Origin of the sequence: Arthrobacter sp. BB-1 (genome assembly GCF_006151685.1) — a bacterium.
Lineage (GTDB): Bacteria > Actinomycetota > Actinomycetes > Actinomycetales > Micrococcaceae > Arthrobacter.
On sequence record NZ_VDEV01000012.1, the window covers coordinates 165,589 to 179,000 of the forward strand.

A 13,412-nucleotide genomic window follows, 5' to 3' on the forward strand; every position below is an offset into this window, starting at 1 on the left:
GCAACCACGTGGCGGATCAATGGGCACCGGAATCTCGCTCGGAGTCTTTGCCCTCTATGCCCTTTACCTGAGCGCCACCCTTCCCTACGGCGGACCCACAATGTGGCCCTCCAGCTTCCTCGGTGGAGCAGCTGCCTTTGTGCCGGTCGGACTTTATCTACTCATAGCGATCCTGCTCGCAATAAGGCGCCAGACCTCCCGGTTCGGTGCCGGCCTGCTGATCGGCCTCGGAATTTTTACGTTGCTCGGCGGCGGACTCTGTGTCGGGTCGCTGGCAGGATTGGGCTGAAATGGATACTTCACGGGCACGGCCGCCACGCACACTTCCCGGACCGGGCCAGCCCCTGCGCGGCGACCGGATCCACCGGTACGTCACCGCATTTTGTCCGCATTGCCACGAGGCGAACCCCCCGCTCGCCCAGGTGCGGCGCCTCTCCGGCGCGCTGCTGATCCGCGATGACCGGGTATGGCTGGAACGCGGCTGCCCCGAGCACGGACTCGTCAGCACGTTGTACGACGAGTCGCCGGAAATCCTGCGCTACCTCGAGAAGTGGCAGGCGCCCACCAAGCAACACATCCCGGACCAGGCCGGCAACTACCGCCAGGTGCCGGAGGCGTATGCCTACGGCCTTCCGGCAATGCAGACGCAGCACACGTGCATCCTCCTCCAGGACATCATCGAGCACTGCAACCTGCGCTGCCCCACCTGCTTCACGGCATCCGGCCCGCAGCTGCAGGGGGTCGCACCGCTGGACCAGGTGCTGGCGAACGTCGACACCCGGCTTTCCCGTGAGAATGGGCGCCTGGACGTGCTGATGCTGTCCGGCGGGGAACCGACGCTCTACCCCCAGCTCGCTGAACTGCTGGACGAGCTGGTAGCGCGGCCGATTGTCCGGATCATGGTGAACAGCAACGGCATGCTGATCGCCACCGATGATGGGCTGCTCTCGCTGCTGGCCAGGCACCGGGACCGCGTGGAGGTGTACCTCCAGTACGACGGCCCGTCCAAGGAAGCCTCGATCCACCACCGGGGCGGTGACCTGACGCGCTTCAAAGACGCAGCGATCGCACGCCTCTCCGAAGCCGGGGTCTTCACCACCCTGACCATGACGGCAACGCTCGGCGTCAACGACGGTGAGGTCGGTGCGGTGGTCATGCGCGCCTTGGAGACGCCGTTCGTTGGAGGAGTCGCGCTGCAGCCCGTCTTTGGTTCAGGACGCGGCCACGGCATCGACCCCACGGACCGGCTCACGCACACGGGCGTCCTCCAGAGGCTGGAGGCGCAAACCAACGGTGTAGTTTCCTGGCACGACCTGACGGCGCTCCCGTGCTCGCATCCGCACTGCGCGTCCGTGGGATACATGCTGAAGGACGATTCAGGAACATGGCGGTCCCTCGCGGCCCTCATAGGTCATGACCAACTGCTGGCATGGCTGGAGCTGCATCCCGACAGCATTGCCAACCGGATAGCGGACAGCGCAGTCCCTCTTGAACTGCGCAGCCTCATGAGGTCTTCGCTTCTCGACCTGCTCAGCGAGCAGTCCTCGCTGTCGCACCCGCGGACTGCCGACCTTTGGAAAAACATCTGCACCCAGTGCGATCTTGGCATCGGGACGCTGACCACGCTGGCCGCCGGCAAGCTTCCGGGCCAGCAGCAACGGCTCCGCCGGCTCCTCGCGGAGCGGGTAACCAGGATCATGGTGAAACCGTTTATGGATATGTCCACCATGATCGAAGAACGGCTCACCCAGTGCTGTGTCCACGTGGGAACCAAGAGCGACGCCGGTGACCACCAGTGCGCTCCCTTCTGCGCGGTCCAGGCATGGCCGGCCCTGGCGGGGCAGCGGATGAGTACGGCGACGGGCCGCCAGCTTCTCCCTGTCCGCCAGGTTTAAGGAGGAAATGATGAGCTCTGCATCGGATGCCAAGCGCATTGCAGCGGGAGCACTGCCGTCGGAGCTCATGGCTGCCGGTAAGGCCCGGCACCCGTCCCGCGGGGGCGCCGACCCCGACGGACAGCCCACGGCACCGTTTGATCCGCTGCGGCTGTGCATCTTCGCCACGATCGCCCTGCTCGGCTGGGTGGCGGGTCCGGCGGCGCTGACGGTGTTCGCAGCGATCGGGTTCGCCGGCTACTGGAAGGCCCGCCGGAATGGCCTCACGAGGTCAAACTGCTACCTTCGAGACACCAGGCTGGTGCTGGTTTATCTGGGCCTCCTGCTCGGGGCCGGGCTCTGGGGCATTTATGCTGTGGCGGCCGGGTTCCTGGGCCGTTGACGCTGGGCACCTACGTGGCATCAAATCTTCGGTATCAACACATCAAGCAGTACGAAAGGTTAGGTAACAGCCATGACAACAGCACTCGTGAGGCCACGCCGCGGCAAGATTATTGGCGGTGTCTGCGCAGCCCTGGCAGCCCGCTTTGGACTCCCGAAATTCCTGGTCCGGTTGGGCTTCGTCATCTTTGGGCTGGTGGGGGTGGGCGAACTGGCCTACATCGTGCTGTGGATCATCATCCCCAAGGAACCGGTGTAGGCGGGCCCGTAGGGGCATTATCCTTCCCCGCACGGGGACGTTGTGCCCTAGTGCTCCACTGCGCCCTGCACGCACAGTGGAGCATGGCTAAGATCTATATTCCCTACGGCAGCCTTGAAGGGCAGACAGCCCAGATCGCGGAGTACATCGCGGACGTCATCCGGGCCCACGGGCACGAAGCCGAAACGGCGGACCTCAAGCACAACGCGCGCAGCCTCCCGGACGGGCAGGACGGCATCATTGTGGCGGCATCGGTGCATATGGGCAAGCACGAGGGCTTTGTTGCCGACTTCGTCCGCGAAAACCGCGCAGAACTCGAGCAGGTGCCCTCCGCCCTGGTCTCGGTCAGCCTGGCCGCCCACGGGGACGCAGCCAACGCCGAAAGCCAAGTGGCGCAGTTCGAGGAGGAAACCGGCTGGCATCCCAAGCACGTGGCCATGTTCGGCGGGGCGCTGCTGTACACCCACTACAACTTCCTCAAGCGCCAGCTGATGAAGAAGATCGTCAAGGACCAGGGCTCCCCGGACCTGGACACGTCCCGCGACTACATCTACACCGAGTGGGACGGCGTCAAGCACTTCACGGAGGACTTCCTGGCCAGGCTGGCCAGCCCGGCAAACCCCTCATAGCGGCTGGGGGAACCTCAGTCACCGGGCCGGAGTTCAGGCGGCCGGAACCGCCTGGAAGTGTTTTTCGATGAGTCCCTTGATGTCCTCGTGGCAGCCTCCGCAACCCGTGCCGGCACGGGTTGCCTTGGACACTTCGGCCACGGTGGAGCAGCCTTCAGCTACCGCATCCTGGATGGCGGTTCCGCTGACGCCGGCGCACCGGCACACCGTCCCCTGGGGATCGGCGCCGGCACCCGGCAGCTGGTCCGGGCCGTCCAGGCGAAGGAGGAGGGACCGGTCTGCCGGCAGTTCGGCGCTGCGTTCGAACAGCCCCACGAGCTCGGCGGCGGTCCGGGGCATTCCCACGGCCACAAGGCCTTCCAGGACGCCGCCGCGGGTGGTCATCTTCACGTAGCGGCCATGTTCCGGATCAGCCCACTGGGCAACGTGGAGCCGCGGCCGCCCGTTCACGGCACCGGCGGACAGGGCGTCCTCGTCCCATGGCTCGGCAGAATTGTCGCCGGCCACGGCCATGTTCATGCCGCGCGCCTTCAGGACGATGACGCCTGGCTGCTCCGCAGGCAGCGTCGGCAGGAGTTCGGCTTCCTCCGGGGTGCCCGCTGCCAGGAGCGTCAGGTATTCGGCCAGCCACTCGGCCTGCCGCCAGCCCGGCCCCACCAGCCCTGAGGGTCCTTTGGCGTTGCGGCAGGACGGGCAGCCCGGGTCCGGGCAGCGCACCTCTGCGCAGTCACCAATGGCGAAGATGTGCGGCTCGTGGTGGGCGCGGAGCTTGTGGTCCACCAGGATTCCGGCGGACGTGGAGAGCCCGCAGCCCTCGGCCAGCTCCGTGCGGGGACGGACGCCGCAGGACAGCACCAGGAGGTCGCCGTCAATCGCGGAGCCGTCGTCCAGCAGCAAAGCCGAGAAACCGCCGTCGGGCGCGTTGTGCTCCACGCCGGTGGAACGGGCGTTGCCGGCCATCCGCACGCCGCAGCGGCGGAGGCTGGCGGCCAGGACCGCGCCACCGCCGCGGTCGATGTTGCGGCCCAGGGGGTGCGGGCCGTTATGGACCACAGTGACGGTGGCGCCCTCTTCGGCCGCCGCCAGGGCCGTCTCCAGGCCCAGCACGCCGCCGCCCAGGACCACCACCCGCTTGCCGCCCTCCACTGCCTGCCGCAGCACGCCGGCGTCACGCAGGTCACGCAGCGCCGTGACGCCTGGCGGAAGGACCGGGTGGGTGGGGTCCGGGTTGATGCCGGTGAGGTTGGGAATCACCGGGCGTGAGCCGGTGGCAAAGACCAGCCGGTCGTAGTGGACGGCGGCGCCGTCGGAGAGGATGACCTGCTGCCGGGCCCGGTCCACCCTGCGGACGCGGAGGCCGAGACGGACGTCCACCCCGTCGCCGGCCAAGGCCGGGGCGTCGGACAGTGCCAGGGCCTCGGCCGTGGTCCGGCCCACTCCGAGGTCGGCCACCAGCACGCGGTTGTACGCCGCTTCCGCTTCCTCGCCCACCACGGTCAGGGTTGCCCGGCCGGTGCGGACCGCGGGCAGGAGTTCGTCCACCAGCCGGGCGGCCACCGGGCCGAATCCCACAATGACAATCTGCTCGCTCATGAGGCCTCCGTCGTTTGCAGCATGTTGGTGGAGAGGGGAACGGCCACGGGCAGGACCCACACGGTGTTGAATTTGAATTCGGGCATCCCGGAGATGGGGTCCGTGGCGGCCTCCGTGAGGCGGTTGGCGCTCTCCAGCTCGGGGAAGTGGAAGGGCAGGAAGACCGTCTCAGGGCGGATGGCGTTGCTGAGCTGGGCACGGCACACCACCTCGCCGCGCTCGTTGGCCACCGAAACGAGTGCGCCCTCGGTGATGCCCATGGATGCCGCGGCTGCCGGGTGGATCTGCGCGGCCGCCTCCGGCTGCGCTGCCAGCAGCTCAGGCACCCGACGGGTCTGTGCGCCGGACTGGTAGTGCTCCAGGAGGCGGCCGGTGATCAGGGTCATGGTTTTGGCAGCCGGGTCAGGGGACGCGGCAGGAGTACGACGGCGGCGCGGCGTCACCGGGACCATCACGGCTTTGCCGTCCGCATGCGCGAAAGCGTCCTGGAACAGTCGCGGCGTCCCGGTGCTGCCGGCGGGGTACGGCCAGTAGGCGGCTTCACCGCGGTCCAGCATGGCGTAGTCGATGCCCGAGTAGTCGGCCAGCCCGCCGGCGGAGGCCAGGCGGAGTTCCTCGAAGACGGCTTCGGGGTCTTCGCTGTACGTGGACGGTGCGTTCAGGGCCTCGGCCAGCCGCGCCATGATCCAGAGTTCGCTGCGGGCGCCCGGCGGGGGAGCCAGGGCACGGCGGCGGCGAAGCACCCGCCCTTCGAGGTTGGTCAGGGTGCCTTCCTCTTCCGCCCACTGGAGCACCGGGAGGATGAGGTCCGCCTCGGCCGCGGTCTCGGACATAAAGAAGTCGCAGACCATCAGGAAGTCCAGGCTGCGGAGCCCCCGGATCACAGCGTTCGCATCGGGGGAAGCCACAGCGATATTGGAGGCGTGGACGAAAAGGCAACGGACGCCGTCGGGCTGTCCCAGTGACTGAAGCAACTGGACGGCCGGCAGGCCGGGACCGGGGATCAACTCCTCGGGGACGCCCCACACCCCGGCCACATGGGCGCGCGCGGCGGGGTCCGTGATCTTGCGGTAGCCGGGGAGCTGGTCCGCCTTCTGGCCGTGTTCCCGGCCGCCCTGGCCGTTGCCCTGGCCGGTGAGGGTGCCGTAGCCGCTGCGGGCGGAGCCGGGCAGGCCCAGCAGGAGGCTCAGGTTGATGGCAGCCGTCGCGGTATCGGTGCCGTCCACATGCTGCTCCACACCCCGGCCCGTGAGGATGTAGCTGCCACCCTCGCGGGCCCCTGCAGCGAGCCGGCGGGCTGTTTCCCGGATGAGTTCGGCCGGGACGCCGGTGAGGGACTGGACACGTTCGGGCCAGAAGGAGTTGACGCTGCGGGCTACGGCGCTGTAGCCGGAGGTGCGTTCCTCGAGGTAGGAAGTGTCCACCAGGTTCTCGTGGATGACCACGTGGGAGATGCCCAGGAGGAGGGCCAGGTCGGTGCCCGGCAGGGGCTGGAGGTGGAGGCCTCCGCCGTCGGCCGTGAAAGCAGCCGTGGCGGACCGGCGCGGATCGACGACAATCAGCCCGCCGGCGTCGCGCGTTCCCTTAAGGTGCTGCACAAAGGGAGGCATGGTCTCGGCCACATTGGAACCCAGCATCAAAATGGTGCTGGCGCTGTCCAGTGATTCCAGCGGGAACGGCAGGCCGCGGTCAACACCGAAGGCCCGCATCCCGGCAGCCGCGGCGGAGGACATGCAGAAGCGGCCGTTGTAGTCGATCCTGGACGTGCCCAAGGCGAGCCGGGCGAACTTCCCCAGCATGTAGGCCTTTTCGTTGGTGAGGCCACCGCCACCGAAAACGCCGACGGCGTCCGCCCCGTAGCGTGCGCGGGCATCCTTCACGGCGGCGACCGCAAGGTCCAGGGCGTGGTCCCAGCTGATGGGCCGGTGGACGCCGTCCGGGCCTTTCAACAGGGGTTCGGTGATCCGGCCGGCGTGGTTCAGGAGGCTGGGGGAGGTCCAGCCTTTGCGGCACAGGCCGCCGCGGTTGGTGGGGAAGTCCCGGCCCTGGACTTCGAGGGGCGCCCCAAGGGCGGGAGAAGCCGTTGTGCGGGTGTCCAGGACAGGCGGTGCAGGCACGGGGACTGGCCCCGGCTGGGAAGCCGGGGCCAGTCCCGATGGAGACGTGAGCGTCATGGCGCACTGCAGGGCGCAGTAAGGGCAGTGCGTGTCGGCGCTTGTGGTCATGTTAGACGTGTCCCATCGCATTTCGGTTGGCGTTGCGGATGTAGCAGGCCCAGCAGACAACCAGCATCAGGACGTACGCCCCGACGAAGCCGTAGAAGGCGGGGGTGTAGGAGCCGCTGGCGGAGTTCGACGCGTTCAGCACCTGGGGGATCACGAAGCCGCCGTAGGCGCCGATGGCCGAAATGAGGCCAAGTGCCGAGGACGCCAGGCGCTGGGTGGCTACGGAGTTGGCGCCGTTGCGTGCCGCCCGGCTGGAGGTGGCGAAGATGACCGGGATCATCCGGTAGGTGGCGCCGTTTCCAAAGCCGCTGGCAGTGAAGAGCATCAGGAAGAGGACCAGGAAGAGCCAGAAGTTCTTCAGCGGCAGGGTCCAGATCATGGTCAGGGTGATCACCGCCATGGAGGCGAAGGCCGCGATGGTCATGCGGGCGCCGCCCATCCGGTCAGCCATCCGTCCGCCGTAGGGCCGGGCCAGGGAACCCACCAGCGGACCGAGGAACGCGAGGGACAGTGCCACGGTGCCCACTCCAATGGAGGAGAAGGCCGGGAAGTAGTCCTTGATGAGCTTGGGGAAGACGCCGGCGAATCCGATGAAGGAACCGAAGGTGCCGATGTACAGCAGTGCCATGATCCACAGGTGCGGTTCCTTGAGCGCTGCGATAGAACCGGCCACGTCACCCTTGGCGCTGGTGAGGTTGTCCATGTATTTGAAGGCGCCGAATGCGGCGATCAGGATGAAGGGGACCCACATCCAGCCGGCCATGGGAAGGTTGACGCTGCCGACGGCGAGCAGGGTGATCACAATCGGGACGGCGAGCTGTGCCACGGCGGCACCCATGTTGCCGCCCGCGGCGTTCAGGCCCAGGGCCCAGCCCTTTTCGCGGGCCGGGTAGAAGAACGTGATGTTGGCCATCGAGCTGGCAAAGTTGCCTCCGCCGAAGCCGGCCAGGGCTGCCACGAGCAGCATGACGCCGAACGGGGTTTCCGGGTTGGCCACGCAGATCCCGAGGCCGATGGCGGGGATCAGGAGCAGCAGGGCGGACACGATGGTCCAGTTGCGGCCGCCGAAGCGGGGAACCATGAAGGTGTAGGGGATGCGGAGGGTTGCGCCCACCAGGCTGGGCATGGAGATGAGCCAGAAAATCTCGGAGGTGGAGAAGTTGAAGCCGACTGCGGGCAGCTGGACCACCACGATGGACCAGAGCTGCCATACGACGAAGCCGAGGAACTCGGCGAAGATGGACCAGTTGAGGTTGCGGCGGGCAATGGAGCGGCCTGCGGTTTCCCACTGCTCCTTGTTCTCGGCATCCCAGTTGGCGATCCAGCGGCCGGGGCGGAATTCAAGGGCGGGGGAGTCTGTGGTGCGGGTGGTGCCGGGCTGTGCGCTGGCGGCTGCGGGACCTTGCACGTCGAGGTCAAGGGAATTGCCGGTGCCGGCATCAGCGGTGCGATCAACAGTCACGGTGTACCTCCTTCGGGGGATGTTGTTCCTCCAAGGTAGGGATGCCGCGTTTCACGGACCGACGATGTTTGTTAACGCGCTGTGACATTTGCCTATCGACGGCCGGGGCCTGCCGTTAGGCCCGGTGAGGCCGACGTGGGGCGGCAAAAATGGGACGAATCGCACATGTCCGCATGCTGGACCTTTTGTCCATTGACTGGACCGCGGGAACTAATATTGAACTCTAACTATTTCGACCCGGCGCGCGACTGCTGCGTCCGGACGGTTCTCACGAAAGCGTTTACCTATGTCATCCACCGAAACCTCCACGGTGCCCGGATCCCCGCAGCCGGTGAACTCCCGGGGCCGCGTGATCGTAGCCAGCCTGATCGGCACCACAGTCGAGTTCTACGACTTCTACGTCTACGCCACGGCCGCGGTGCTCGTCTTCCCGCAGCTGTTCTTCCCCAACCAGAACGAAACAACCCAGCTCCTGAGCTCCTTTGCGGTGTTCGGTGTGGCGTTTGTGGCCCGTCCGCTCGGCTCAATCGTCTTTGGCCACTTCGGCGACAAGTTTGGCCGCAAGGGCACGCTGGTGGCATCCCTGCTGACCATGGGTATTGCCACCTTCCTCATCGGCTGCCTGCCCACCGCACTGGTTCCGGGCTGGGCCTTTTGGGCTCCGGCCCTGCTGGTGGTCATGCGCTTCGCCCAAGGCCTGGCCCTGGGCGGTGAATGGAGCGGCGCTGCACTCCTGGCCACCGAGAATGCGCCCGCGAACAAGCGCGCCATCTACGGCACCTTCCCGCAGCTGGGCGCCCCCATCGGCTTCATCATCGCCAACGTGATCTTCCTGGTGTTCAGCTACTCACTCTCCCCGGCCGATTTCCAGGCCTGGGGCTGGCGCGTTCCGTTCCTGTTGAGCGCCGTGATGGTGATCATCGGCCTGTACGTCCGCCTCAAGCTGATCGAAACCCCGGCCTTCACCAAGGTGATCGAGTCCAACGAGGTGGCCAAGCTGCCGCTGGGCCGGGTGTTCAAGACCAGCTGGCGCCAGCTCATCCTGGGTACCTTCATCATGCTCGCCACGTACGTGCTGTTCTACCTGATGACCACCTTCACCCTGACCTACGGCACCCGCCCGGCCAGCCTGGAGGCTGCAAAGGCTGCGGCTGAAAAGGCCGGCAAGCCCATGACGGAAGCGGCCGCCGCCGCGTTCGTGCCAGGCCTGGGCTACACCCGCAACGACTTCCTGTGGATGCTGATCGCCGGCGTCGTCTTCTTCGGCATCTTTACCCTGGTCTCCGGCCCGCTGGCCGAGAAGTACGGCCGCCGCAAGATGCTCCTGGCCGTTACCGGCGGCATCTTCGTCTTCGGCCTGCTGTTCGTCCCGCTGTTCAGCGGCGGTTTCATTGGCACCATGGCGCTGCTGGTGATCGGCTTCTCCCTGATGGGCCTTACGTTCGGGCCCATGGGTGCGCTGCTGCCCGAACTGTTCCCGACAAACGTCCGGTACACCGGCTCAGCCGTCAGCTACAACTTCTCCAGCATCCTCGGCGCGGCGGTGGCACCCTTCATCGCCGTCGCGCTGTGGGAACTGGCGGACGGCAGCCCGGTCCTGGTGGGCATCTACCTGACGGCCATGGCGGTCCTGACCCTCATTGCCCTGTTCGTGAGCAAGGAAACCCGCGACCTGGACTACGAGAACAACGTGGCCTGACGGATCCTGTGCGTTCCGGCCCAGTTAGTGGCTGAAGTGCCCGGCATGATTCCCATAACTTCGGGGATCGTGCCGGGCACTTTTCTGTGGGCGCGGGAGTAACCGGGCAGGAACGCACGACGGCGGGCTGCCGCAACTCAGCGGGCGTAGCGGGCAACGAAGTTGCGCAGGATTTTCATGGGCTCGGTGGCAGTGAACTGCCGGGCGTCCGCCATCAGCTGTTCGGCTGACTCGGGCGGGAAATAGCCGGCATGCCGGTAGATGTCGATGCGCGTGCAGAGGCCTTCGGCGTCCAGCTCCGGGTGGAACTGCGTGGCATAGAGGTTTCCCCGGATCCGGAACATGTGCACCGGGCAGGCAGCGGACCGGGCCAGCAGGACGGCATGCGCCGGCAGGACTGTGCACGCCTCCTTGTGGCCGGTGAAAGCCGTAAAGGTTGGTGACAGTCCCTGCAGCAACGGGTCCTCGCGTCCGGCGTCCGTCAGCTCGATCTCAACCCCGCCCAAGGGCTCGCCGTAGGTCCTGTCGATCACGGCGCCCTGGTGCCTTCCCAGGGTGCCCACGCCGTAGCAGGCGCCCAGGAACGGGAAGTCCCGCGCCACCAACTCGTCCAGGAGCCCCGAGAGTTCGCGCTCCACCCGGTGCTGGACGGCGGATTTCTGTTCCGGCGGGTCGCTGGAGGTGAAGGGGCTGCCGCCTACGATCACGCCCGAATAGTTGGAAAGGTCCAGGTCCGGCAGCGGCGCAGCTTCCAGGCGTACCCTTCCCAGCTCATGCGGCTCGAGTCCGCCGTACCGAAGGTAGGCAGCGTACTCGTCCTCGGCGGCGGCATCCTCCGCCCGGGAGGCAAGGAGCAGGAAAGGCAGCATCTGCTAAGTGTGCAGGTTTGCGGGCCGGCCTGCCAGCCGGCCCTGATTAGCTGGCAGGCTGGGTGAGGGAGCGGCGTGACTGCGGCCGGGCGGCGGGATCCGCGTGCCGGTGCACGAGCTTCCAGTAGCCTTCCTCGCGCCGGAATATGCTGGTGACCCGGAGCGCGAACTCCTCCAGCGGGGCACCGTCCAGGCGTGCCCGGAAGTGTTCCGTCTCCACCAGGTAGGCGGTGTCCCGGGCGGTGTAGGACGAGATGGTGTCGAATCCGAGCATTTGGCCGTCCTGGAACTGCCGGGCAGCCTGGTCCAGCCGGGCCTCCACCTGCGCCCAGCCGCGGGCTATCCCGCCGAACGGGTTGGCCAGGGTGACGTCGTCGAGCTGCGAATAGAGCTCCTTGATGGGGCCCGGGTTGCCCTGCGTGATTTCGGGGACGGCAAGGTGGTAGCGGTCCACCTCTTCCTGGAAACTGGGTGCCAGCATTGGTTTCCTCCGCCGCTTAGTCTTCGATGATGGCGATGACGGCCCCGGCGGACACTGTCTCACCGGAGGATGCCTGGAGCCCGATGATGGTTCCGGAGCGGTGCGCGGTCAGCGGCTGCTCCATCTTCATCGCCTCGAGGACCACCACCAGGTCTCCCTCGGCCACAACGTCCCCGTTGGCGACGGCGACCTTCACGATGGTGCCCTGCATGGGGGAGGTGAGGGCGTTGCCGGTGGCAGCGGCGGGGCCGCCGGAGCGTGAACGCTTCTTCGATTTGGCGGGCTTGGCTGCCGTTGCCGCGCCTCCCGTTCCCAGGGAACCGAGGGAGGCGGGCAGGACCACCTCGAGCCGCTTGCCGCCCACTTCCACCACCACGCGCTGGCGCTCTTCGGCGCCGTCCGTCCCGGCAGCGCCGTCGGGCGTCCAGGCCGGAAGGTTATTGACGAACTCGGTTTCAATCCAGCGGGTGTGGACCTTGAAGGGTCCCTCGGCCGGGGCGAAAGCCGGATCCGAAACCACTGCGAGGTCGAACGGGATGACGGTAGGGATGCCCTCAACCACCATCTCCTCGAGTGCACGCCGGGAGCGCTGCAGTGCCTGGGTGCGGGTGGCGCCGGTGACGATCAGCTTGGAGAGCATGGAGTCGAAGTTGCCGCTGATCTCGTCGCCCTGTTCGATGCCCGAGTCGATCCGTACGCCGGGGCCCGTGGGGTTCTTCAGGACACGGATGGTCCCGGGTGCGGGCATGAAGTTCCGGCCCGGATCCTCGCCGGTGATGCGGAACTCGATGGAGTGCCCCCGGACTTCGGGGTCGCCGTAGCCCAGCTCTTCGCCGCGGGCCAGGCGGAACTGCTCGCGCACCAGGTCGATGCCGGTGACTTCCTCGGAGACGCAGTGCTCCACCTGCAGGCGGGTGTTGACCTCGAGGAAGGAGATGGTGCCGTCCTGGCCCACCAGGAATTCACAGGTGCCGGCGCCCAGGTAGCTGGCCTCCTTGAGGATGGCCTTGGAGGATTCGTAGAGGCGCCGGTTCTGCTCCTCCGTGAGGAACGGGGCAGGGGCTTCCTCCACCAGTTTCTGGTTGCGGCGCTGCAGGGAGCAATCGCGGGTGGATACGACCACCACGTTGCCGTGGGCGTCCGCCAGGCACTGGGTTTCAACGTGCCGGGGGGCGTCCAGGAAGCGCTCGATGAAGCACTCCCCGCGGCCGAAGGCGGCGGTGGCCTCGCGAACGGCGGATTCGAACAGTTCGGGGATTTCCTCGCGGGTTCGGGCAACCTTGATGCCGCGGCCGCCGCCGCCGAAAGCGGCCTTGATGGCCACGGGCAGGCCGTACTGGTCCACGAAGTCAAGGATTTCCTCGGCGGATTCCACCGGATCGGCGGTGCCGGGAACCTGGGGAGCGCCTACCTTCTCGGCGATGTGCCGGGCCTGCACCTTGTCGCCCAGTGCAGAGATGGCTTCCGGGGAGGGCCCGATCCATGTGATGCCGGCGTCGATGACGCGGGCAGCGAATTGCGCGTTTTCCGCCAGGAAGCCGTAGCCGGGATGGATGGCGTCGGCGCCGGACTGGCGGGCGGCGTCGATGATCTTGTCCATCACCAGGTAGGACTCGGCGGCGGTGTTCCCGCCCAGGGCGTAGGCCTCGTCAGCAAGGCGGACGTGCAGGGCGTCCCGGTCCGGGTCCGCGTAGACGGCCACGGAGGCAATGCCTTCGTCACGGGCGGCGCGGATGATGCGGACGGCGATTTCACCGCGGTTGGCGATCAGCACCTTTGTGAGGGTCGACTGCGTGGATCCTGCGGACTGCTCCAAATTTGCTGACAAGGCGTCTCCTTCTTTCCTTCAGGGAGCCTAGCGCGGTTTTGGAGGTTCCGCCGATATTACTTGCGGAATCCGCGTGTAAACGGGCCAGCCT

The 13,412-nt window shown here is 67.0% G+C and carries 12 protein-coding genes; 6 read left to right on the forward strand and 6 right to left on the reverse strand.

Translation table 11 applies throughout. From position 1 onward, the window contains the following. Positions 1 to 19: 19 nt before the first annotated feature. The 5 genes from FHJ30_RS06975 (at position 20) to FHJ30_RS06995 (ending at position 3,164) form a co-directional block, all read left to right on the forward strand. A complete protein-coding gene (locus FHJ30_RS06975; protein WP_240793623.1) occupies positions 20 to 289 on the forward strand; it encodes a hypothetical protein in 270 nt (89 codons plus the stop codon). A gap of 1 nt (position 290) precedes the next feature. Then, positions 291 to 1,895, forward strand: coding sequence for a radical SAM protein (locus tag FHJ30_RS06980; RefSeq protein ID WP_139028575.1), 1,605 nt, complete (start codon positions 291 to 293; stop codon positions 1,893 to 1,895). Positions 1,896 to 1,905: 10 nt separating this feature from the next. Beyond that, on the forward strand, positions 1,906 to 2,277 hold the full coding sequence (locus FHJ30_RS06985) for a hypothetical protein (RefSeq protein WP_139028576.1): 372 nt from the start codon (positions 1,906 to 1,908) through the stop codon (positions 2,275 to 2,277). Between the two features lie 72 nt (positions 2,278 to 2,349). Then, the gene (locus tag FHJ30_RS06990) at positions 2,350 to 2,535 is read left to right on the forward strand and encodes a PspC domain-containing protein (protein WP_139028577.1); all 186 of its coding nucleotides are present in this window, start codon (positions 2,350 to 2,352) and stop codon (positions 2,533 to 2,535) included. Positions 2,536 to 2,618: 83 nt separating this feature from the next. After that, the gene (locus FHJ30_RS06995) at positions 2,619 to 3,164 is read left to right on the forward strand and encodes a flavodoxin domain-containing protein (RefSeq protein ID WP_139028578.1); all 546 of its coding nucleotides are present in this window, start codon (positions 2,619 to 2,621) and stop codon (positions 3,162 to 3,164) included. 33 nt (positions 3,165 to 3,197) lie between these two features. Here the strand turns inward: FHJ30_RS06995 and FHJ30_RS07000 are convergent, their stop codons facing one another. Genes FHJ30_RS07000 through FHJ30_RS07010 form a run of 3 tightly spaced genes read right to left on the reverse strand, consistent with a single transcriptional unit; the run spans position 3,198 to position 8,444 of the window. After that, entirely contained in the window at positions 3,198 to 4,757 is a 1,560-nt protein-coding gene (locus tag FHJ30_RS07000) for an FAD-dependent oxidoreductase (RefSeq protein ID WP_139028579.1), read from the reverse strand. Next, the gene (locus tag FHJ30_RS07005; RefSeq protein ID WP_139028580.1) at positions 4,754 to 6,982 is read right to left on the reverse strand and encodes a molybdopterin oxidoreductase family protein; all 2,229 of its coding nucleotides are present in this window, start codon (positions 6,980 to 6,982) and stop codon (positions 4,754 to 4,756) included. Before FHJ30_RS07005 ends, FHJ30_RS07000 begins: the two co-directional genes overlap by 4 nt. 1 nt (position 6,983) lies before the next feature. Continuing rightward, the gene (locus FHJ30_RS07010; protein WP_139028581.1) at positions 6,984 to 8,444 is read right to left on the reverse strand and encodes an MFS transporter; all 1,461 of its coding nucleotides are present in this window, start codon (positions 8,442 to 8,444) and stop codon (positions 6,984 to 6,986) included. A 286-nt stretch (positions 8,445 to 8,730) separates the two neighbouring features. Between FHJ30_RS07010 and FHJ30_RS07015 the strand changes: the two genes are divergently transcribed. Beyond that, positions 8,731 to 10,143: an MFS transporter gene (locus tag FHJ30_RS07015; protein ID WP_139028582.1), complete on the forward strand. Its 1,413-nt coding sequence runs from the start codon at positions 8,731 to 8,733 to the stop codon at positions 10,141 to 10,143. Between the two features lie 137 nt (positions 10,144 to 10,280). On the opposite strand, the gene FHJ30_RS07020 is transcribed toward FHJ30_RS07015, so the two are convergent. The 3 genes from FHJ30_RS07020 to FHJ30_RS07030 are packed head-to-tail and all read right to left on the reverse strand — an operon-like array spanning position 10,281 to position 13,321. Beyond that, on the reverse strand, positions 10,281 to 11,012 hold the full coding sequence (locus FHJ30_RS07020) for a glutamine amidotransferase (protein WP_139028583.1): 732 nt from the start codon (positions 11,010 to 11,012) through the stop codon (positions 10,281 to 10,283). 46 nt (positions 11,013 to 11,058) lie between these two features. Beyond that, positions 11,059 to 11,493 carry a nuclear transport factor 2 family protein gene (locus FHJ30_RS07025; protein ID WP_139028584.1) on the reverse strand — a complete coding sequence of 145 codons (435 nt, stop codon included), beginning with the start codon at positions 11,491 to 11,493 and terminating at the stop codon, positions 11,059 to 11,061. Positions 11,494 to 11,509: 16 nt separating this feature from the next. Beyond that, positions 11,510 to 13,321, reverse strand: coding sequence for a biotin carboxylase N-terminal domain-containing protein (locus tag FHJ30_RS07030; RefSeq protein WP_139028585.1), 1,812 nt, complete (start codon positions 13,319 to 13,321; stop codon positions 11,510 to 11,512). Positions 13,322 to 13,412 lie beyond the last annotated feature (91 nt).